At 71.4% G+C, this 21,726-nt stretch carries 19 protein-coding genes; 5 read left to right on the top strand and 14 right to left on the bottom strand.

The annotated features are described in order from the left end of the window. Nucleotides 1-34: 34 nt before the first annotated feature. The 3 genes from EG812_RS15260 to EG812_RS15270 are packed head-to-tail and all read right to left on the bottom strand — an operon-like array spanning nt 35 to nt 3,237. On the bottom strand, nt 35-1,294 hold the full coding sequence (locus EG812_RS15260) for an acetyl-CoA C-acetyltransferase (protein WP_126711888.1): 1,260 nt from the start codon (nt 1,292-1,294) through the stop codon (nt 35-37). 40 nt (nt 1,295-1,334) lie between these two features. Then, nucleotides 1,335-2,135: an SGNH/GDSL hydrolase family protein gene (locus EG812_RS15265; RefSeq protein WP_126711889.1), complete on the bottom strand. Its 801-nt coding sequence runs from the start codon at nt 2,133-2,135 to the stop codon at nt 1,335-1,337. Between the two features lie 52 nt (nt 2,136-2,187). Then, nucleotides 2,188-3,237: an SGNH/GDSL hydrolase family protein gene (locus EG812_RS15270; protein WP_013731646.1), complete on the bottom strand. Its 1,050-nt coding sequence runs from the start codon at nt 3,235-3,237 to the stop codon at nt 2,188-2,190. 140 nt (nt 3,238-3,377) lie between these two features. Between EG812_RS15270 and EG812_RS15275 the strand changes: the two genes are divergently transcribed. Together EG812_RS15275 and EG812_RS15280 are read left to right on the top strand one after the other, a co-directional pair. Beyond that, entirely contained in the window at nt 3,378-3,734 is a 357-nt protein-coding gene (locus tag EG812_RS15275; RefSeq protein WP_013731647.1) for a YkvA family protein, read from the top strand. Nucleotides 3,735-3,819: 85 nt separating this feature from the next. Then, on the top strand, nt 3,820-5,190 hold the full coding sequence (locus EG812_RS15280) for a cystathionine beta-synthase (RefSeq protein ID WP_013731648.1): 1,371 nt from the start codon (nt 3,820-3,822) through the stop codon (nt 5,188-5,190). 116 nt (nt 5,191-5,306) lie between these two features. Here the strand turns inward: EG812_RS15280 and EG812_RS15285 are convergent, their stop codons facing one another. From EG812_RS15285 to EG812_RS15330, 9 genes are all read right to left on the bottom strand, one after another. After that, nucleotides 5,307-5,837: a GNAT family N-acetyltransferase gene (locus EG812_RS15285; protein WP_126711890.1), complete on the bottom strand. Its 531-nt coding sequence runs from the start codon at nt 5,835-5,837 to the stop codon at nt 5,307-5,309. Next, complete coding sequence (locus tag EG812_RS15290; protein ID WP_126711891.1) at nt 5,834-6,763, bottom strand: ribonuclease Z; 930 nt, start codon at nt 6,761-6,763, stop codon at nt 5,834-5,836. Before EG812_RS15290 ends, EG812_RS15285 begins: the two co-directional genes overlap by 4 nt. 323 nt (nt 6,764-7,086) lie before the next feature. After that, nucleotides 7,087-8,280, bottom strand: a complete 1,194-nt coding sequence (locus EG812_RS15295) for an osmoprotectant NAGGN system M42 family peptidase (protein ID WP_013731651.1) — start codon at nt 8,278-8,280, stop codon at nt 7,087-7,089. Further along, complete coding sequence (gene ngg, locus EG812_RS15300; RefSeq protein ID WP_126711892.1) at nt 8,277-10,157, bottom strand: N-acetylglutaminylglutamine synthetase; 1,881 nt, start codon at nt 10,155-10,157, stop codon at nt 8,277-8,279. The genes EG812_RS15295 and ngg overlap by 4 nt, the downstream gene beginning before the upstream one ends. 2 nt (nt 10,158-10,159) lie before the next feature. Next, nucleotides 10,160-11,944, bottom strand: a complete 1,785-nt coding sequence (locus tag EG812_RS15305) for an N-acetylglutaminylglutamine amidotransferase (RefSeq protein WP_126711893.1) — start codon at nt 11,942-11,944, stop codon at nt 10,160-10,162. A gap of 273 nt (nt 11,945-12,217) precedes the next feature. Continuing rightward, nucleotides 12,218-12,649, bottom strand: a complete 432-nt coding sequence (locus EG812_RS15310; protein WP_126711894.1) for a hypothetical protein — start codon at nt 12,647-12,649, stop codon at nt 12,218-12,220. A 205-nt stretch (nt 12,650-12,854) separates the two neighbouring features. Then, nucleotides 12,855-13,517, bottom strand: coding sequence for a peptide-methionine (S)-S-oxide reductase MsrA (gene msrA / locus EG812_RS15320; protein WP_126711895.1), 663 nt, complete (start codon nt 13,515-13,517; stop codon nt 12,855-12,857). Between the two features lie 175 nt (nt 13,518-13,692). After that, the gene (locus EG812_RS15325; RefSeq protein WP_126711896.1) at nt 13,693-14,118 is read right to left on the bottom strand and encodes an HIT family protein; all 426 of its coding nucleotides are present in this window, start codon (nt 14,116-14,118) and stop codon (nt 13,693-13,695) included. A gap of 35 nt (nt 14,119-14,153) precedes the next feature. Further along, nucleotides 14,154-16,319 (bottom strand): S8 family serine peptidase, encoded by a 2,166-nt coding sequence (locus EG812_RS15330; RefSeq protein WP_158632511.1) that lies wholly within the window; start codon nt 16,317-16,319, stop codon nt 14,154-14,156. Nucleotides 16,320-16,466: 147 nt separating this feature from the next. Between EG812_RS15330 and EG812_RS15335 the strand changes: the two genes are divergently transcribed. The 3 genes from EG812_RS15335 (at nt 16,467) to ilvA (ending at nt 20,373) form a co-directional block, all read left to right on the top strand. Then, the gene (locus EG812_RS15335; RefSeq protein ID WP_013731657.1) at nt 16,467-17,609 is read left to right on the top strand and encodes a cystathionine gamma-synthase; all 1,143 of its coding nucleotides are present in this window, start codon (nt 16,467-16,469) and stop codon (nt 17,607-17,609) included. A gap of 15 nt (nt 17,610-17,624) precedes the next feature. Then, nucleotides 17,625-19,040 (top strand): amidase, encoded by a 1,416-nt coding sequence (locus EG812_RS15340; RefSeq protein WP_043719734.1) that lies wholly within the window; start codon nt 17,625-17,627, stop codon nt 19,038-19,040. 112 nt (nt 19,041-19,152) lie between these two features. Beyond that, entirely contained in the window at nt 19,153-20,373 is a 1,221-nt protein-coding gene (gene ilvA / locus EG812_RS15345; protein WP_126711898.1) for a threonine ammonia-lyase, read from the top strand. Between the two features lie 60 nt (nt 20,374-20,433). Here ilvA and greA read toward each other — a convergent pair whose 3' ends face one another. Continuing rightward, the gene (gene greA / locus EG812_RS15350) at nt 20,434-20,931 is read right to left on the bottom strand and encodes a transcription elongation factor GreA (protein ID WP_013731660.1); all 498 of its coding nucleotides are present in this window, start codon (nt 20,929-20,931) and stop codon (nt 20,434-20,436) included. A gap of 144 nt (nt 20,932-21,075) precedes the next feature. Beyond that, complete coding sequence (locus EG812_RS15355) at nt 21,076-21,510, bottom strand: DUF4307 domain-containing protein (RefSeq protein WP_126711899.1); 435 nt, start codon at nt 21,508-21,510, stop codon at nt 21,076-21,078. Between the last annotated feature and the right edge of the window lie 216 nt (nt 21,511-21,726).

Here is a 21,726-nt window from a genome sequence, read left to right on the forward strand (position 1 = left end):
ACGCCGCCGAGCAGGCAGGCGAGCCGCGTACTGCTCAGCTGAGGCGTTCCAGCACCATGGCCATGCCCTGACCGCCGCCGACGCACATGGTCTCCAGGCCGATGGTCTTGTCGTGCCACTGCAGGGCGTTGAGCAGGGTTCCGGTGATCCGCGCGCCGGTCATCCCGAACGGGTGGCCGACGGCGATCGCCCCGCCCATCACGTTCAGCTTCTCCTCGGGGATGCCGAGCTGACGGTACGACGGGATGACCTGGGCGGCGAACGCCTCGTTGATCTCGACGAGGTCGACGTCGTCGATGGTCATGCCGGCCCGCTGGAGGGCCTGCCGGCTCGCCTCGACCGGGCCGAGTCCCATGATCTCCGGGGACAGCGCGGTGACGCCGGTGGAGATGATCCGGGCCAGCGGGGTGACGGCCAACTCCTGCGCCCGCTGGGCGCTCATGATGACCACGGCGGCGGCCCCGTCGTTGAGCGGGCAGCAGTTGCCGGCGGTGATCCGGCCGTCCGGCCGGAAGACCGGCTTGAGGGCGGAGACGGCCTCCAGGGTCACTCCGGCACGCGGGCCGTCGTCGGTGCTGACCACCGTGCCGTCCGGGGTGGTCACCGGGGTGATCTCGCGGTCCCAGAAGCCGTCCGCGATCGCCTTCTCGGCCAGGTTCTGGCTGCGTACGCCGAACTCGTCCATGTCCGCGCGGGAGATGTCGTACACCTGGGCCAGGTTTTCCGCGGTCTGCCCCATGGCGAGGTAGACGTCGGGGAGCGCGCCCTCGTCGCGCGGGTCGGTCCAGACCGGTGCCTCGCCCTCGGAGCGGGCCTTGGAGCGCTTGCGCGCCTCGGCGAAGCGCGGGTTCTCCCAGCGGCCCACGAGGGCCTGCGCTTCCGGTGGCAGGCCGTCGGAGCTGCCCCGGGCGTACCGGGAGACGGCCTCGACCCCGGCGGAGATGAACACGTCGCCCTCGCCGGCCCGGATCGCGTGCATCGCCATCCGGGTGGTCTGCAGCGACGAGGCGCAGTAGCGGGTGAGGGTCGCGCCGGGCACCTGGTCCAGGCCCATCAGGATGGTGACCACACGGGCCATGTTGAAGCCCTGCTCGCCGCCGGGCAGACCGCATCCCAGGTAGAGGTCGTCGATCTCCTGCCGGTCGAGCTGGGGGACCTTGTCCAGGGCGGCCTGCACGATGGTGGCGGCGAGGTCGTCGGGGCGGAGGTCACGGAGGGAGCCCTTGTGTGCCCGACCGATGGGCGAGCGGGCGGTGGCGACGATCACGGCATCGCGTGGCGACTCAATCGGCATGACCCAACGTTAACGCGCCAGTAACTTGTGAGGGAAGCGGTCAGCGGCGGGGAGAGACGGCCGCTGCGGCGGCCACCGCCGGCAGGAGCGCGTGCGCCCAGACGCGGTAGCCGTCGGCGGAGGGGTGGTAGCCGTCGTGGCAGAACGTGCCGGGGTCGGCCCGGAACACCTGGCCGGTCTCGGCGGCCAGATCGACCACCGTCCCGCCGGCGTCGAGAACCGCCTTGGTCTGGGCGCGGCCGACCTGACGGCCGACCCAGCCGACGACCTGCCGCAGCGGTGGGGCGATGGCGCGTACCGCGCCGAGGTCCGGGCAGGTGCCGACGACGACCTCGACGCCGGCCTGGCGGAGCCGGTGCACGGCCGCGCCGAGATAGGCGGCGGCGTCGGCCGGGCGGCGCAGGGTGGTGGCGTCGTTCGCCCCGATCAGGATGACCGCCACGTCCGGCTGTTCGCCGAGCAGCGCCCGGGCCACCTGGGTCGCCAGGTCGGTGGAGCGTGACCCGGAGACACCGACGCTTGACAGCCGCACCTGACGCCCGGCCGGGCCTTCCGCGAGAAGCTCGGCCAACTGCCCGCCGATGGTGTCGCCGAGCCGGTCGACGCCGACCCCGAGGGCGGACGAATCACCGAGCAGCACCAGACGCAGCTGCGGGGCCCCGGTGCGGCCGACCGTGGCGCGCAGCGCCAGACCCAGCTCGGGCTGGGCGTAGCGGCGGCTGCGGGCCACCACGGCCTGCCCGGCGAGCACGGCCGCACCGCCGATCGTGCCGGCGAGCAGGGAGGCTGCGGCCGTACGGGCCAGCCAGCCGGCGAGCCGGCCGCCGGGGGTGCTGTTCATCGTGCTGCCCCGGCCCGGGTAGCGCGGGTGAACGGGAGCATCGTCCGCTCGGTCATCTGAGTTCCTCCACTGCGGGTGAGTCGGCACCGGCCGGTTGTGACACCGCACCGACACCGAACAGCCCTCGGCGACGCAGTTGCGCCCAGCGGCCGCCCGGACCGCTCTCGCTGCCACGGACCTGCGTGCCGCTGACCTCCGTCCCCGGATGCCTCGCCGCTTCGTGAGCGGCCTTCGGCAACGACCGTACGCCTTCGACGCGGGTTGGCGAAGGCCTGCGTTCCGCTCCGTGGCCGAGTGCGGCGAGCGCGGTGGGCAGAATGGCGGCGGCTGCCACCGCGTACCCCTCAGCGGAGGGATGGAACCGGTCCCAGGCGAACATTCGCCCCGGCTCGGCGGTGAAACGTGGCCCCAGCAGGTCACCGAGGGAGACCGTCCAGCCGCCGGCCGAGACCACGGCCACGGTCTGGGCGGCGGCGAGCTGGCGGCTCCACCGGCGGGCCAGCCAGCGCAGCGGTGGCTGGATGGGGCGGATCGTGCCCAGGTCAGGGCAGGTGCCGACGACCACCTCGGCCCCGGCCGCACGCAGTGCCCGGACCCCTTCGACGAGGTGTCGCACGGCCAGACCGAGGGGGGCACGGTTCGTCACGTCGTTGCCACCGATCAGGATGACCGCGACGTCCGGGTCGCCCTCCAGGGCCGCCTCGACCTGGAACTTGAGGCCGGCGGAGATGGCACCGACCACCGCGAAGCAGCGCAGCCGCACCGGGCGTTGAAGCCGCCGGGACAGCCCGGTGGCCAGCAGGGAACCGGGCGTCTCCCGGCGGCGGTGCACGCCGTAGCCTGCGGCGGAGGAGTCGCCGAGCACGACCAGGTTGAGCGCCGGGCCGGGGAACTTGGCCCCGTAGACCCCGTCACAGCGCGGTGGCGGTGCCTCGGCCATCGGGATGGTGCGGCGGGCCTGACGGGCCTGACCGAGCAGAATGCCGGTGGCGGCGGCCGCAGCCGCCGCGGTGGCGCCGGTGCCGAACGCGGCCAGTCGGGCCACCCGCCAGGCGCGCTGCAAACGCGGACGGTCCGGTACGACAGAACCAACGGCCCCCATAGGGCGACATTAGCGCGCCGGTACGACGTTCCGCGGTGCTCGCCAACTGCACCGGTGGGCCTGGAAACTGACAGCTCTGGGTATTTGATTGCAGGGTGTTGCGTCGGGTCGTCACGCTGCACGTGGAGAGGAGCAAGACGATGGCTAGGACGTTGAAGCGGGGTGCCGCCTTCGTGGCTCTGGGCAGGGCATTGACTGCCGGTGCGCGGGGCGGACCGTCGCTCGGCGCGCGGATCGGCGCGCTGCCCAGGATGATCGCCGCCACGGCCCGCGGCCGGTACGACGGGGGCCTTCGACTGGCCATGATGACGGCGGCGACGGCGTACATCGTCTCCCCGGTCGACGCGGTCCCGGAGTTGTTCCTGACGGTGTTCGGGTTGATCGACGACGCGGTGATGGTCACCTGGCTGGCCGGGGCCGTCCTTGCCGAGACCGAGCGGTTCCTGGAGTGGGAGGCCCGCACCAGCACCGTGGTCCCTGGCCACGTCGTGCCCTGATCGACGTACCCTTGGCGCGGGAATTTCACGCCAGACACCCCCGCCAGGCCTGCGGCGCCGGCGTCGAAGGAAAGGGCACACCGAGGTGCAGTACTACGACAACGTCGTCGAGTTGATCGGCAACACCCCGCTGGTGCGGCTGCGCAACGTGGCCGAGGGCATCCAGGCCACCGTGTTGGCGAAGGTGGAGTACCTCAACCCCGGCGGGTCGGTGAAGGACCGGATCGCGCTGCGCATGGTGGAGGACGCCGAGGCCGCGGGCATCCTCAAGCCCGGTGGCACGATCGTCGAACCGACCAGCGGCAACACCGGTGTCGGGCTGGCCCTGGTGGCCCAGCTCAAGGGCTACAAGTGCGTCTTCGTCTGCCCGGACAAGGTCAGCCAGGACAAGCAGGATGTGCTGCGGGCGTACGGCGCCGAGGTGGTGGTCTGCCCGACCGCCGTCGCGCCGGAGGACCCCCGCTCGTACTACAACGTCTCCGACCGGCTGGCCCGGGAGATCCCCGGCGCCTGGAAACCCAACCAGTACGCCAACCCGGCCAACCCGCGTTCGCACTACGAGGTGACCGGCCCGGAGCTGTGGAAGCAGACCGAGGGGCGGATCACCCACTTCGTGGCCGGCGTCGGTACCGGCGGCACCATCTCCGGCATCGGCAGGTACCTCAAGGAGGCGTCCGGCGGGACGGTGAAGGTCATCGGCGCGGACCCGGAGGGCTCGGTCTACTCCGGCGGCACCGGTCGGCCGTACCTGGTCGAGGGGGTCGGCGAGGACTTCTGGCCGGAGACGTACGACCGCAGCGTGGCCGACGAGATCATCGAGGTCTCGGACAAGCAGTCCTTCGAGATGACCCGGCGCCTGGCCCGCGAGGAGGGGCTGCTGGTCGGCGGCTCCTGCGGGATGGCGGCGGTGGCCGCGCTGGAGGTGGCCCGTTCCGCCGGCCCGGACGACGTGGTCGTGGTGCTGCTGCCGGACGGCGGCCGGGGCTACCTCTCCAAGATCTTCAACGACACCTGGATGGCCCGGTACGGCTTCCTCGACAACTCCGGCTCCGAGCCGACCGTGGCCGAGGCGCTGGCCGGTAAGCCGGGTGGCCTGCCCGAACTGGTGCACGTCCACCCGACCGAGACGGTCCGGGACGCGGTCGACTACATGCGCGAGTACGGCGTCTCGCAGCTGCCGGTGCTCAAGGCCGAGCCGCCGGTGGTGACCGGCGAGGTGGCCGGCTCGATCGCCGAGCGGGACCTGCTCGACGCGCTGTTCACCGGTCAGGCCCAGCTGCACGACACCATCGAGCGACACATGGCACCGCCGCTGCCGATGGTCGGTGGTGGCCAGCCGGTCAGCGAGGCGGTCAACCTGCTGGAGAAGTCCGACGCCGCCCTGGTGTTGATCGACGGCAAGCCCAAGGGCGTTCTCACCCGCCAGGACCTGCTCGCCCACCTCGGCGCTCGCTGAGGTGTAAGGAAGGGCCCCCTTTTAACGCCCCATGCATAGCAAGGGCCCCTTGTTAACACCCGGCCGCCCGTTGCGGGATCGAGTGTTAACAGGGGGCCCTTCCTCTACTGCAGGCGTTAACAGGGTGCCCTTCCTTGCATCAGGTCGCGGGTGTAGCGGAGTTGGCGCACGGGGAACCGGCCGACCGTCTCGTCGCGTTCCAGCCCGGTCCGTCGCCAGCCGCCGCGCTCGTAGAAGCGGCGGGCGTGTGCGTTGTCGCGCAGCACCCAGAGCACCGCGCGGCGCCAGCCGCGCCGCCCCATCGCGGCCAGCGCGTCGATCATCAAGGCCCGACCGACGCCGTGACCACGCTCGGCCGGCTCCAGGTGGATGGCGTTGAGCAGGCCGGTGTCCGGGTCGTCCTCGTCGTCCGGCCCCAGGTAGCTGAAGCCGACCAGGGTGCCGTCCCGCTCGGCCACGGTCATCCGGTGGTCGGCCTGCTCATAGCTCCACCGGAGCGTCCAGTACTCGGCCAACGCCTGCGGTGTCGGGTCGGCCAGTGCCTCGGGCGGCAGGATCGACGAGTACGCGGCGACCCGCGAACGCTGGTGGAGCCGGCCCACCGCCGCGATATCGTCAGCGGTCGCGGCACGCAGCGTGACAGTCACCCAGCCGAGGGTACCCGCCGGGGTGGGACCTGCACGGTGGTGAGGTCCTCGGCGATCACCAGGTCACCGTCGAAGTGGGCGCGGGCCTCGTCGGCGAAACGGCGCGGGTCGGCGTACCGCTGGGAGAAGTGGGTGAGCACGAGACGGCGTACCCCCGATTCGGCCGCCACCCGCGCGGCCTGGCCGGCGGTCAGGTGGCCGACCTCGGCGGCGAGCGCCGCCTCCGACTCCAGGAAGGTCGACTCGATCACCAGCAGGTCGGCCTGCTCGGCCAGCGCGTACACCCCGTCGCAGAGGCCGGTGTCCATCACGAAGGCGAACCGCTGCCCGGGTCGCGGCACGCTCACCTCGTCGCGGGTGACGCGATGCCCGTCGAGGTCGAGATGGCCGACGCGCTGCAGCTCACCGACCGCCGGCCCCTCGATGCCGTACGCGGCCAGCCGCTCCGGCAGCATCCGGCAGCCGTCCGGTTCCACCAGCCGATAACCGTACGTGTCGATCGGGTGCCGCAGCCGGCGGGCCTCCAGCGTGCCGCAGCGCAACGCGATGCGCTGCCCGTCGGCCTCGATCGGCGTCACCGCCAGCTCGGCGGTCTCGTAGAAGGAACTGGCGTGCCGTAGCCGGGCGAAGTACTCGGCGCCCTCGGCCGGGAAGTGCACCGCCACCGGGCGGGAGACCCGGTCCAGGGAGAGCCGCTGAATGGTGCCGGGCAGGCCGAGGCAGTGATCGCCGTGGAAGTGGGTGACGCAGATCCGGGTCAGGTCGGTGGCGGTGACCGTGGTGTGCAGCAGTTGCCGCTGGCTGCCCTCACCCGGGTCGAAGAGGATCACCTCGTCGTCCCAGCGCAGCACGTACCCGTTGTGGTTGCGGGCCCGGGTCGGGGCCTGGCTGGCCGTACCGAGCACCACCAGCTCACGCATCGACACGGCGGCCTCCCGTGGAATGAAGCGACCCCCGGGGCTTCCGCGCGGACGCGGGCCGACTGGACTGGGTCGGCACCCCGGGGGTCGGGTGGCTTGTCGTGGTTTCGCCGCACCGCTGCCACACGGTCTCGACGACTTCTTACTGCCCGCCTGGGATCAGACGGTCACTGTCGAGGACAGCGGCTAGCGGACAGCCACCTCACGAGTCCGATTGCTATACAAGTCTGGACCACCTCCTTTCCCGTGTACCGCCACGCTATCCAGCGCCGAAGCCGGCGGCAACGGATTTCGATCACAGCCGCCCCGGGAATGCCGGGGCCGGCGGGTCACGAGCCGGGGGCGATGCCGATCGGACCCTCGCGGGGGCCGTCCTCGCTGGCCGGCTGCACCGACAGGGACGGGAAGTTCGCCAGGTCACCCTCGGGCTCGGCGTCCCACTCCGGGAAGACCAGATCGCTCTGCAGGTAGAGGCAGAGCAGTTGGGCCAGCTGCCGCAGCCCCTCCAGGTGGGTGCGTTCGTGGCCGTGGGTGGCGTCGACGCCGAAACCGAGCAGCGCCACCCGGGCGTGCGCGCCGGCCTCCACCGCCGCCGCCACGTCCGAGCGGTAGTAGTCGAAGACGTCGCGGACCAGATCCACGCCGTGCTCCCGGGCGATGGCGGCCAGGTTGCGGGTCAGGTGGTAGTCGAACGGGCCCACCCCGTCGCCCATGGCCAGGGTGGCGGCGTCCTCCCGGGACTGCTGGCCGGGGGCGACCACCGCGGCGTCGACCGAGACGATCTCCGCGACGTCCGGGTCGAGACCGTGCGAGGCACCGTGGCCGATCTCCTCGGTCACGGTGATCAGCAGGTGCGCGGTGACGGCCGGCTGCACCCCCGCGTCGACCATCGCCTTGATCGCGGTGAGCACCGCGGCCACCCCGGCCTTGTCGTCCAGGTGGCGGGACTTGACGTACCCGCTGGGCGTGACCGTCGGGTTGGGCAGGAACGCCACGAAGTCGCCCGCGTCGATGCCGAGCGCCCGCAGGCCGTCGATGTCCTCCACCGGCTCGTCGACGCGTACCTCGACCTGCTCCCAGCCGATGCCCTGCAAGTCGACCGCCTCGTTGTAGCGGTGGCCGCTGGCCTTGAGCGGCAGCACCTGACCGGTGATCACCCGCTCCAGGTCGTCGGTGAAGATCCGGACGTGGGCCCCCTCGGCGAACCGGGCGCTGTGCGTACCGATCGGCTTGAGTTCGAGCCGGCCGTTCTCCTTGAGCCGCTTGACCATTCCGCCGATGGTGTCGGTGTGCACCACGATTGCCCGGTCCGCCCCGTGCTCCCGAGGGCCGGGCAGGCAGGCGCTCAGCGCCCCCCGGCGGGTCAACGTCGACGGGATGCCGAGCGCGGACAACCGCTCGCCGACGTACTGCTGCACGTGGTCGGTACGCCCGGACGGGCTGGGAATGTCCAGCAGTTCGATAAGCACCTGGCGCAGGTACTCCAGGTCGAGCGGCAGCGGAATGGTCTTGCGTACGGTCATGCCCCAGATGGTGCCGCACCCGCCGGGGTCCAGAGCCGTTGCGGTGCCCGCGTCCCGGGAAAGAGGAGATCCACGAACCGTTCCGCGGTGGGTTGCGGCTCATGGTTGGCCAACCCGGGCCGTTCGTTGGCCTCGATGAAGACGTGCTCGGGCTGGTCCGGTGCCGGTACCAGCAGGTCAAGACCGGTGACCGGGATGTCCAGGGCCCGGCTGGCGGCCACGCACGCCTCGGCGATCACCGGATGCAGCTCGCCGGTGACGTCGTGGATGGTGCCGCCGGTGTGCAGGTTCGCGGTGCGCCGTACGGCCAGCACCTGCCCCTCGGGCAGGACGTCGTGCAGTGCGTACCCGGCCTCGGCGACCACGTCACGGGTCATGTCGTCAAGCGGGATGCGGGACTCGCCACCGGTGGCGGCGGCCCGACGACGGCTCTGCCGCTCGATCAGCTCGGCGATGTCGTGCACCCCGTCACCGGTGACCGACGCGGGACGGCGGACCGCGGCGGCCACCACCTCGTGATCGATCATGACCACCCGCAGGTCCTCGCCGGCGCACAACTCCTCCAGCAGCACCTCATGGCAGTACCGTGCGGCCAGCTCGACCGCGGTGGCCAGCGCCTCGGGCGTCCTGACCCCGACGGTGATGCCGTTGCCCTGCTCGCCGCGGGCCGGCTTGACGACCAACTCGCCCACCTCGGCCAGGAACTCGGCGTCGGCGGCGTCCCCGGTGGCGGTGCGTCCGCGTGGCACGGACAGCCCGGCTTCGGCCAGGATCCGGCGGGTGACCCGCTTGTCGTCGCAGCGGCTCATCGCCACCGCCGAGGTCAGCTCGGACAGCGACTCGCGGGTGAGGATCGTCCGGCCACCGGTGGACAGCCGCAGCTCACCCCACTGCGGGTCGGTCACCTCCACCCGGATGCCGCGCCGCATCGCCTCGTCGGCGACGATTTTTGCGTACGGGTTGAGCTGGTCGTACCCCTCGGGCATGGCGGGCAGGAACAGTCGTTCGTTGATCGGGTTCTTGCGTTTCACGCAGAGCGTCGCGGTGCGGTAGAAGCCGAGCCGCTCGTAGAGCCGGATCGCGCCGACGTTCTCGGCGAGCACCGACAGGTCGACGTACGCCCGACCCCGGGCGACCAGCCGGGCGGCCAGCTCGGTGATCAGCGCCTGGCCGGTGCCCGGCGGTGCCTGGTTGAAGTCGACGGTCAGACACCAGAGGCTGGCGCCGTTGTCCGGGTCGTCGAAGACCGCGACGTGGTCGATGCCGGTGATGGTGCCGACGATCTCGCCGGTCGTCACCTCCGCCACCAGGTGCAGGAAGCGGTCGGTGGCGGCGTTGTCCACGAGCACCTCGACCGGTGCGGTGACCATGCCGTTGGACGCGTAGATCCGGTTGACCGCGTCCGCGTCGGCGGCGTCGTGCAGCCGACGGATGCGCACCCCGGGCAGCTCCGGCGGGCCGCCGGTGAGCGCCGGGGTGCCGGCGCTGCCGGTCTGCTCGCCGGTGCCGGTGTCGGCCCGGGGGCCGTACAGCGGCAGCCGGTAGGTCAGCGACGGGTCGATGAACAACTCGTCGGGCAGGCGGGACACCAGCACGTGCGGGTCCCGCAGGTAGATGCAGATGTCGCGGGCGCCGGCCGCCTCGGAGCGCAGGATGTCGGCGACCGCAGCCTGGTCGTGGAAGGTCTGGCCGAAGACCAGCCGCCCCCAGCCGCAGTCGAGCACGACACCTGCGTCGTCGCGCGGGCGTTCGGCGTCCTCGCCGGGGTCGGCGCTGCCGCCTGCGGCGATCGGATCACCGCCCGGGCCGACCCGCTCGTACCGCCGTCCGCGGCCCCGGTCGGTCCGAGCTACCCCGGTGGCCAGGGTGTCGGTCACGGTCAGTCGATTCCGTGGCTCTGGAGCCACATTTCCAGGAGTCCGAGTTGCCACAGTTTGTTTCCGTTCAACGGGGTCAGTTCGGCGTTGGGTGCGTCGAGCAGGGCGTTGACGTAATCGGGGCGGAAAAGGTCGCGGCGACGGGCCTCGGGCGCGTGCAGCGCGTCCCGTACCCGGTCGAGGAGCTTGCCCTCCAGGTGGGTGAGGCCCGGCACCGGGAAGTAACCCTTCGGCCGGTCGATCACCTCGTGCGGCAGCACCCGGCGGCCGATCTCCTTGAGGACGCCCTTGCCGCCCTGGGCGAGCTTCAGCTCGGGCGGGCAGGCGGCGGCCAGTTCCACGAACTCGTGATCCAGGAAAGGCACCCGGGCCTCCAGCCCGTGCGCCATGGTCATGTTGTCGACCCGCTTGACCGGGTCGTCGGTCAGCATGATCTGGGTGTCGATACGCAGGCCGGCGTCGACGGCGGTCTGCGCGCCGGGGGCGGCCAGGTGGGCGGCGACGAACTCCCGCGCCGGGTCCCCCTCGGCCAGCCAGTCCGGGTTGAGCACCTGGGCCAGCCCGGCCGCGTCCCGGTCGAAGAACGCCCGGGCGTACGTGTCGAGGGCCTGCTCGCGGTCGATCCGGTGCAGCGGCGGATACCAGTGGTACCCGCCGAGGATCTCGTCGGCACCCTGGCCGGACTGCACCACCTTGACGTGCCGGGACACCTCCTGACTGAGCAGGTAGAACGCCACGCAGTCGTGGCTGACCATCGGCTCGCTCATGGCCGCGACGGCGGCCTCCAGCGGCGGCACGAGATCCTGGGCGGCGACCCGGATCTGGTGGTGGTCGGTGTCGAAGGTCTTGGCGACCACATCGGAGTAACGGAACTCGTCGCCCTCCCGGCCGCCGACCGCGTCGAAGCCGATGGAGAAGGTGGACAGTCCCCGCTGTCCCTCGCCGGCCAGCAGCGCGACCACCAGGCTGGAGTCCAGGCCACCGGAGAGCAGCACGCCGACCGGCACGTCGGCCACCATCCGTCGGCGTACGGCGGTGGTCAGGGATTCGAGCAGGGCGTCCTGCCAGTCCTTCTCGGACCAGTCGGCGTGCTCGTCGCGGCGCAGGAACGGCGGGTTCCAGTAGATCCGCTCGTGGCTGCGGCCGTCGGGCTCGTAGACCCGGACGGTGGCCGGTGGCAGCTTGCTGACGCCGCGCAGGATGGTGCGCGGCGGCGGCACGATGCTGTGGAAGCTCAGAAAGTGCGCCAGCGCGACCGGGTCGATCGTGGTGTCCACGCCGCCGCCGGCCAGCAGGGCGGGAAGGGTGCTGGCGAACCGCAGCACACCTGCTGATTCGGCGAGGTAGAGCGGCTTGATGCCGAGCCGGTCCCGGGCCAGCACCAGGCGACCGCTGTCCCGCTCGCTGATCGCCACGGCGAACATCCCGATCAGGTGGTCGACGAAGTCGAGCCCCCACTCGGCGTACGCCTTGACCACGACCTCGCTGTCGCCGGTCGAGAAGAACGTGTGGCCCTTGGCCGACAGTTCGGCGCGCAGCTCACGGTAGTTGTAGATGCAGCCGTTGAAGACGGCCGACAGCCCGGTCGTCGAATCCACGATGGGCTGACCGCTGGCCGCCGAAAGGTCGATGATCTTCAGGCGTCGGTGACCGAGCGCGACCGGACCGTTCGACCACACTCCGCTGCCGTCGGGCCCGCGGTCGCACATCGTGGCGGCCATCCGTTCCACCGCGATGACATCTGCGCGCGTCGCGTCCGTTCGGAATTCTCCAGCCAGTCCGCACATGTCAGAACATGCTGCCAGAGGATGTTGCAGTCTGCCTGTTGAGACAATGACAGTCATGTAACAGACTTGCTAGAATCCGCGCCCCGCGTAACCTGCCTGCGCCCTCGTTCGTGACCTCGGGCGTCGGCTGCCGCATCGTGCCCGGATGCCCGAGTCGGCTGGCGCTCCGCCCTGTGACGTACGCCCTAATACCCGGGTCGTGGAAAAGGGCCCGGTCGGCAGGACCGGGCCCTCTGGCTGACTGGCCGTTGATGCGGTACGGAACTCACCCCGTCAAGATCCGTCATCCTGCGGACAGGGCACTGACGTCGGTTCTTCGTCCAGTGGCGCCCCGCTGGGTGACGGATGGATGCCAAACTTTTCGATCATGAACCGCCAGAACAGCGGGACGGCGTCCTCGACCGGGCGTCGGATTCGGTCGTTCCTGCCGTTGTGGGTCAGCGTCTCGACCGTGATCCATGGGGCCTGGTACCGGACAATCACTTCGTCGTACGGCGGGCTGGGCGCCGGTCTCGCGACCACGACCAGGTCCGTCATGGACAACAACCCCGCCAGCTGTGCATCGGCTCCGGAGGAGAGGACACTCCTGACGATGTCGAGCATAGGTCGCATTTGCGGCGAACGGGCGCACCACTCGCCGAGTTGGGCTTCGATCTTCGGCCAGGGCATCTCATGGAACTCGCCGGGGTAGGCCATCGTCCGCACAGCGGAAGCGTGCAGCAATACCGCTTCCGACACAACGCCAGGCCGTCTTGGCCACGCCAACGGGGCAGATCATGCCGTTGGGCCCGTGTTTGCAGTAGCCGTTCGGATTCTTGGACCCTGGCGAACGTGGCGGTACCCCCACTGGGTCCGATGTCTGCGGCCCTACGGCCACCGCCGAGATGGCGGTGGCCGCTCGTCGAAGGGATCAGGCGGTGGTGCGGGCCACGCCCACCGGGCAGCTCATCCCGTTCGGGCCGTGGTTGCAGTAGCCGTTCGGGTTCTTGGTCGGGGCAAGGTACTGCTGGTGATAGTCCTCGGCCAGGTAGTAGTCACCGAGCCGGCCGATCTCCGTGGTGATCTCGCCCTTGCCGGCGCGCGCCACGATCGGCGCGAACGCGTCGCGGGACGCCTCGGCCGTCGCCAACTGGTCGTCGGTGGTGGCGTAGATCGTCGACCGGTACTGGGTGCCCACGTCGTTGCCCTGGCGCATGCCCTGGGTCGGGTCGTGGTTCTCCCAGAAGACCTTGAGCAGGTCCTCGTAGCTGATCCGGGCCGGGTCGTAGACGACCTGGACCACCTCGGCGTGCCCGGTCATCCCGGAGCAGACCTCCTCGTAGGTCGGGTTCGGGGTGTAGCCACCCGCGTAACCGGCCGACGTGGTGAACACGCCCGGCAGGGTCCAGAACAACCGCTCGGCGCCCCAGAAACACCCCATACCGAAGACCGCGACCTGCGACCCCTCGGGGAACGGGCCCTTCAGCGGGGTGCCGAGCACCTCGTGCCGGTCGGCGACCGGCATGGCTATCGGACGGCCGGGCAGCGCCCGGTCAGGGGAGATCATCTCGGCCTTCATGCGGCGGAGGAACACGATGGGACTCCTTTCGTACCCTTCCCCGCGTGCAACACCGGCGGACCGTACTTCCTTACCCGCCCCGCCGCCGGTCAGGCCCGCTCCCGCCGCCAACGTGTCTGCGCGTACCTCTCGAACCGAATTTGTTCGGCAGCGGCGAAGTAACCTGAACGAACAATTTCGGGTGTGGGCGTCAGGCCGGGTCGGTGGGCAGGGCGGTGCGGATCCGGTCGGCGTACGAGGTGGCTTCGGCGTCGTCGGCGTAGCGGGTCCGTGGCCAGAAGAAGCCGCGCAGGCCGTCCCCCTTGGTGCGGGGCACCACGTGGGTGTGCAGGTGCGGGACGGACTGGGACACCTTGCTGTTCATCGCCACGAAGGTGCCGCCCGCGCCCAACCCGGCCTCGACCGCGACGGCCAGCCGCCGGACCAGCCCGAAGTAGTCGGCCAACGACTCGGGCGGCAGGTCAGCCAGGGTGACCAGGTGGGTGTGGGGCACCACCAGCACGTGTCCCTTGAACACCGGCCGGGTGTCGAGGAACGCCACCCCGGCCGGCTCGTCCACGACCCGGAACGCGGGCACCTCGCCCGCTACGATCCCGCAGAACACGCAGCCCGCCACCGCCCCAGGCTAGGGCAACTTTCCGATCCGGTGGCTCACCACAGGCTGGCGGGCATCGGGATGGCAGTGCCACCGGCGAAGTTGTCGTGCCAGCGGCGCAGGTCGGTGAAGTGCGACCCGGTCGAGCGGACGACGTGCACGTGGGCCACCGTCCCCCGGCTGAAGGCGACCAGGTCGGCCCGCCCGTCGCCGGTGAAGTCGCCGGCACCCGGGATCGCGCCGCCGCCGGGGATGGTCCAGGCCCAGCGGGTACGCGGCAGGAAGTGGTTGCCGGCGGAGAGGACCACGTCGGCGTACTGCCCGTTGAGGTTGACCGCGGCCAGATCGTCGCGCCCGTCGCCGTCGAAGTCGCCGACCAGCGGCACCTCGCTGCTGCCCAGGTTGAGGAAGTGGTCGAGCCACTGGTACGCCAGCACGAAACCGCTGCCGGTGGAGAGGCCGACGCTCGCCGCCGTACCGGTGAACCGGTCGACCGCGATGATGTCGTCCCGGCCGTCCCCGTTGACGTCCCCGACCAGCGGGACGTCGTCGTCGCCGACGAAGTTGTCGTGCCAGCGCACGCTGGTGCCGACGAACTGGGTGCCGTTGGAGAGGGCGACGTAGACGTCCCGGACGTTCTCCCGGACGAAGGTCGCGATGTCGGCCCGCCCGTCACCGTTGAAGTCGCCGACCACCGGGGTCTCCTTGAAGGCGGCGAACCAGGTGTGCCAGAGCTGGGAGGGCGCGAAGGAGGTGCCGGTGGAGAGGGCGACGTAGACGTCCGCCGTGGTGCCCCGGGTGAAGGTGATCAGGTCGTCGCGGCCGTCGCCGTTGACGTCGGCGAGCATCGGGAACTCCTGCCCGGCGGCGAAGTAGGTGTGCCAGCGGGTGGCCGTGCCGAAGCTGGCCCCGTTGGACAGCGCCACGTACACCTCGGGCTGAGCGCCCCGGGTGAAGCTGACGATGTCGTCGCGGCCGTCGCCGTTGACGTCGGCGTACCGCCCCGAGAAGCCGTCGTTGCCCGGCCCACCCGGGTCGACGTGCAGCACCAGGTTGGGCGAGCCGGCCGGGTTGGTGATCCGGTCCCGGGTGGCCTCGTCGGCCAGCCGCGTGGCGACGGTCCGGGGCGAGGCGGTGGGGAAGCGTTGCAGGTAGCGGGCCACCGCGCCGGTGACGATGGGCGCCGCCGCCGAGGTGCCGCCGAAACCGGTGGTGGTGGAGGTGTCGCTGGTAGCGGTGACGGTGGGGACCTGTTCACCGAAGGAGAACAGGTCGACGCACGGGCCGAAGTTCGAGTTGGGCAGCCGGTCCCGCAGGGCGTGCACCATACCCACGGTGATCACGTCGGGCACCCGGGCGGGGGAGTAGCCGCAGGCGTTCTGTCCGTGGTTACCGGCGGAGGCGACCACCGGGATGCCGGCGGTGAGCACCGCGTTGACAGCGTCGTCGAGGGCCTGGTTCGCGGTCGTCGCCAGGCTCATGTTCACCACCGCCGGCCGGGCCGCGTTGGCGACGATCCAGTCCAGCGCGGAGATGGCCCAGACGACCTGGCCGGGGGTGCAGCCACCCACCCGCACGGTGTGCAGGCGTACGCCCTTGGCCACCCCGTGCACCGTGCCGCCGATCAGGCCGGCCACCTGGGTGCCGTGCCCGGAGCAGTCGCCGGTGCCCCACTGGTCGATGCCCTGCGGCACGAAGTTCACGTCCCCGGTGGCCCGGCCGCCGAAGTCGGTGTGGGTGTGCCGCATCCCGCTGTCCATGACGTAGACGTGCACGCCCTGGCCGGTGGTGTCGTAGGCGTACGAGCCGTCGAACGCGCCGCCGTGCTGATCGAGGGCGTCGAGGTGCCACGGCGGGTTGGTCTGGGTGGCCTGCGGGAGCAGCAACGAGTTCTGGGCCACGTACGCCACCTGCGGCTCCTGGCTGAGTCGGCGGGCGTCCGCGGTGGACATCCGTACCGCGAAGCCCGGCAGCGCGGACCGGTAGCTGGCGGCCAGCGCGCCGGGGTGGCGGCGTAGCAGCGAGCGTGCGCTGCCGTCGACGTCGCGGGTGGCGTCGCCGCGCAGCACCACGATCCAACTGTCGGCGACTGCGGCACCGGGTGCCGGGGCGAACTTCTCGGCCGCGAACGCGGGTGCCGGCGGTGCCAGCAGCCCACCGGTTGCGGCCAGGAGGCAGACGGCCGCCGCCGCCAGGAAACGGCGGCGCGGGACACGAGCCATGGGTTCTCCTCGGGGTACGGCCGCCGGCCGGGCCAAGATCCGGGCGGCGTCTCCCCGCATGGTGGCAAAGCCACACCATGATCGATATGACCGCCAGGGTGGCGGGTTCCGTCCGTTGGGACGGACTGGACGACTAACGTTCCGGGCATGAGTCACGGCTTCGACACGCTCGCCATCCACGCCGGCCAGGACCCGGAGGCCCGCACCGGCGCGGTGATCCCACCTATTTACCAGACCAGCACGTACGCCCAGGATGCCGTCGGTGCGCCCCGGCAGGGCTACGAATACAGCCGTTCCGGCAACCCGACCCGCGACGCGCTCCAGGAGTGCCTGGCCGCGCTGGAGGGCGGGCCGGTCGGGCTGGCCTTCGCCAGTGGCCTGGCCGCCGAGGACGCCCTGCTGCGTACCGTCTGCGTCCCCGGTGACCACGTGGTCATCCCCGACGACGCGTACGGCGGCACCTACCGGCTCTTCGCCAAGGTGGCCGAGCGGTGGGGCCTGTCGTACACCCCGGCGAAGGTCTCCGACCCGGACGCCGTGCGGGCCGCGATCCGGCCCGGCAGCACCAAGATCGTCTGGTTGGAGACGCCGACCAACCCGCTGCTCGGCATCGCCGACATCGCCACCCTCGCCTCGGTGGCGCACGACGCCGGCGCGCTGCTGGTGGTCGACAACACATTCGCCTCGCCGTACCTGCAGCAGCCGATCGCCCTCGGTGCCGACGTGGTGGTCCACTCCACCACCAAGTACATCGGCGGACACTCCGATGTGGTCGGCGGTGCCCTGGTGGCGGCCGACGCCGCGCTCGGCGAGGAACTGCGCTACCACCAGAACGCGATGGGCGCGGTCAACGGCCCGTTCGACGCCTGGCTGACCCTGCGCGGGATCAAGACCCTCGGCGTACGGATGGACCGGCACTGCGACAACGCCGAGCGGATCGCCGGGTACCTGGACGGGCACGCCAAGGTGGCCCAGGTGCTCTACCCGGGGCTGCCCAGCCACCCTGGACACGAGGTCGCGGCCAAGCAGATGCGCCGGTTCGGCGGGATGATCTCGTTCCGGGCCGCCGGCGGCGAGGAGCACGCCGTCGAGATCTGCAACCGGGCCAAGCTTTTCGTGCTCGCCGAGTCGCTCGGCGGGGTGGAATCCCTGATCGAGCACCCGGGCCGGATGACACACGCGAGTGCTGCCGGCTCGCCGCTTGAAGTTCCCGGCGATCTCGTGCGACTGTCTGTCGGCATCGAGACGGTCGAAGACCTGCTCGCCGATCTGGAGCAGGCGCTGGGCTGACCGCTGGCTGGGAGGGTGGCCGTGCAGGACATCATGCCGACCTGGGTGGGGGCGACCGCCAAACAGATCGCCCGAGGGGTACGCCGAGGAGATGTCTCGGCCACCCAGGTGCTGGCCGACCACCTCGACCACATCGCGAAGGCCGACGCCGACCTCGCCGCGTTCCGTACGGTGCGTGGCGGGGAGGCGGTCACCGAGGCGGAAAAGGTCGACGAGCAGGAGGACCTGGCGAACCTGCCGCTGGCCGGGGTGCCGGTGGCGGTCAAGGAGAACACTCCGGTCGCCGGTGTGCCCACCTGGAACGGCTCCGCGACGGTGCGTACCACCGTGGCCGAGGCCGACCACGAGGTGGTCCGCCGACTGCGTGGTGCCGGCGCGGTGATCCTCGGGGTGACCCGGATGCCCGAACTGGGCCTGTGGGCGGTGACCGACGACGACACGGCGGTCACCCGCAACCCGTGGGACCTGACGCGTACCCCCGGCGGCTCGTCCGGTGGCGCGGCGGCGGCCGTGGCGGCCGGGCTGGTGCCGATCGCGCACGGCAACGACGGGCTCGGTTCGATCCGGATCCCGGCGGCCTGCTGTGGTCTGGTCGGCCTGAAGCCCGGCCGTGGCGTGGTGCCCTGTCAACTCGGCGCGGAGGACTGGTTCGGGCTGACCGAGCACGGCATGCTCAGCACCACAGTCGCCGACGCGGCGGTCGGCTTCCAGGTGCTCGCCGGACGCGCCCAGCAGAAGCTGGTCCCGCCGCAGCGGCTGCGCGTCGGTGTCTCGCTGCGCTCGCCGGTGCGGGGCGTCTCGGCCGACGCTCCGAACCGGGACGCGGTGGCCGCCGCCGGCCGGCTGCTCGCCGCGGCCGGGCACGACACCGTGCCCGCCGACCCGGTCTATCCGACCGCGCTAGGCCTTCAGGGCATCGCCACCTGGTTCGCCGCCGCCGCTGCGGACGTACGGGCCGCCGGAATCGAGCGACGCAGCCTGCAACCGCGCAGCCGGCGGCACGTCGCACTCGGCGAATGGGCCCTGCGACGGGGGTACGTCCGGGAGGCCGACCGGCTCGCCTGGCGTGAGCGTTCCGTCGGCTTCTTCACCGACCACTCGGTGGACCTGCTGCTCACCCCGGCGCTGGCCGCCGCACCGCCGCCGGCCGCCAGCTGGTCGGCCCGGTCCTGGCAGGCGAACATGCTGGCCAGCATCCGGTACGCCCCGTACGCCGCGCCCTGGAACGTGGCCGGGCTGCCCGCCCTGGTGGTGCCGGTGGGCCGCCGCCCGGACGGGCTGCCGCTGGCCGTGCAACTGGTCGGGCCACCCGGCTCGGAGCTGCTCCTGCTCGGCGTCGCCGGCCAGTTCGAGATGGAAGCCCCCTGGTCCCGGCACGCCCCCGGCTACCCCCGGGTCGGCACGGGGTTGCCGGGCGCCGTTTCGCCGTAACGGAGGGATGCGCGGGGGCGGGAAACCGCCGGTACGGCGTAACGGAGTCGATCAACCCCGTCCGGCCCCGGGCGCTGCCGGCAGTCCACCCACCGGGTGGCACGATCGGGGCATGACGGAACTGGTCAGCCTGGACGACGTGCGAGCAGCGCGGGAACTGATCGCCGGCGTCACCCGTACCACCCCGCTGGAGCCGTCGCGTCCGCTGAGCGCCGCGCTCGGCGGACCGGCCTGGCTCAAGTGCGAGAACCTCCAGCGGGCGGGATCGTACAAGGTGCGAGGCGCGTACGTGCGGATCTCGCGGCTGTCGACGGCGGAACGGGAGCGAGGGGTGGTCGCCGCGAGCGCCGGCAACCACGCCCAGGGTGTGGCCCTGGCCGCCGGGCTGGTCGGCACCCGGGCCACGGTCTTCATGCCGGTGAACGCGCCACTGCCGAAGGTCGCCGCCACCAAGGGGTACGGCGCCCAGATCGAACTGGTCGGCGCCAACGTCGACGAGTCCCTGATCGCCGCCCAGGCGTACGCCGAGCGGACCGGAGCGGTGCTGATCCATCCGTTCGACCACCCGGACGTCATCGCCGGGCAGGGCACGGTGGCGTTGGAGATCCTGGAGCAGTGCCCGGAGGTGAAGACGATCGTCACCGGCGTCGGCGGCGGTGGACTGATCTCCGGGATGGCGGTGGCGGTCAAGGCGCTGCGCCCGGACGTGCGGGTGATCGGGGTGCAGGCGGCCGGGGCCGCCGCCTTCCCGCCGTCACTGAAGGCCGGCGAGCCGCTACGCCTGCCCGCCTTCGCGACGATCGCCGACGGCATCGCGGTGGGCTGCCCCGGCGAGATCACCTTCGCCCACGTCCGCAAGCTCGTTGACGAGGTCGTCACGGTGACCGAGGAGGACATCTCCCGGGCGCTGCTGATGCTGCTGGAGCGCGGCAAGCAGGTGGTGGAGCCGGCCGGTGCGGTGGGGGTGGCCGCCCTGCTGGCCGGTGTGGTCGAGGTGCAGGCCCCGGTGGTGGCCGTGCTCTCCGGCGGCAACATCGATCCGCTGCTGATGCTGCGGGTCATCGAGCACGGTCTGGCGGCAGCCGGGCGTTATCTGCGGGTCACGGTGCGCTGCTCGGACCGGCCGGGGCAGTTGGCCTCGCTGCTGAGTGAGATCGCCGAGCACCGGGCCAACGTGGTTGACGTCGTGCACCAGCGGGCCAACCCGCGCCTGAGCCTCGGCGAGGTCGAGGTGGCCCTGTCGGTGGAGACCCGGGGGGCGGAGCACTCCGGGAAGCTGATCGGTGCCCTGCGGGCCAGCGGCTATCAGGTGACCATCGCACCGGAGGCGTGACACCGTGGGGTGTCACGCCTCCGTAATGCGGGTGCCGGCGGTCGCGACGCCGGGTGGGACTCAGCCGGAGAACGGCTCGAAGCTGACCACTGTCACCTTGATGTCCGCGCCGCTGGGCGCGGTGTAGGTGCAGGTCTGGCCGGCCTTGCCGCCCAGGATCGCCTTGCCGAGCGCCGACTCGGGGCTGTAGACCGTGAGGTCGGTGGTCGAGGCGATCTCGCGGGAGCCGAGCAGGAATGTCTCCGTGTCGTCGGCGTCGTCGTCGAAGTAGATCGTCACGACCATCCCGGGGGCCACCGCGTCGGCGGTCGGCGCCTCGCCGACCTGGGCCGTACGGAGCAGCTCCTTCAGGTAGAGAATGCGTCCCTCGGCCTTGCCCTGCTCCTCACGGGCGGCGTGGTAGCCGCCGTTCTCGCGCAGGTCGCCTTCCTCGCGCCGGGCGTTGATCTCGGCGGCGATGATCGGCCGGTTGGCGATCAACTCGTCGAGCTCGGCCTTCAGGCGGTCGTACGCGTCCTGGGACAGCCAGGTGGCGGGCGCCTCGTTGCCATTGGACACAGGCGGTCCTCCTCGGTTGTGCGTGCTGGCTGACAGGTGAACCTTTAAGTTACCAGTGTCGTACGACAAGGAGTGTCGGTGATCACGTCGCCCGGCCTGCCACCGGACGGACCTGACGGGGTCGGCCGGACGGACCCGGTGGCCTCAGGCCGGCGGGCGGCAGCGGACCACTTCGCCGATGAAGGGGCGTGCGGTGGTGGTCAGCCGGTGCCGGACGGTGACCTGGCGTTGTCCTTCGGCCGCAGTCACCGGGATCTCCTCGCGGGCGACCTCCGCGCCGGCGTTGTCGCGGGCGCGCAGCAGACACACCGCCGACCCACCCTCCGGCAGGTTCACCCGGAAGTCGACAACCACCTGGTTGTCCGTGATGTCGGTGTAGGTGATCACCTGGGCGTCGTACGCCGGGTCACCGTACTGCCGGTAGAGCCGGACGGAGACGGCGGTGAGCGCGGCCACCGAGACGACCACCAGGAGGACGGTCAGCAGGGGCCGGCGGCGGCCGGGCTGCCGGCGGCGTCCGTACCGGCCGGGCGGGAACACGGGCGCGCCCGGTGGGATTGTGGCGTGCGTCTCGGTCACCGGCGGGTATCTCCTGGCGTTGTTGTCGGCGGTATGGGCAAGAATGGCGAAGGTTCGTCCTTCTGCCCGGCTCGGTCTTTCATGGCTGCTCGGTTTCTCGTGGCTGCCCGGTTCTTCTTCGGTCCGTGGCGTCAAGAGTGCCTGGTGCCAATGATGGCTGACGTCAAATATGACAGGCTGGCGCGGGCCGGCACCGCGACGGGCAGGAATCCGGCA

It is taken from the genome of Verrucosispora sp. FIM060022 (genome assembly GCF_003977705.1).
Classification (GTDB): domain Bacteria; phylum Actinomycetota; class Actinomycetes; order Mycobacteriales; family Micromonosporaceae; genus Micromonospora; species Micromonospora gifhornensis.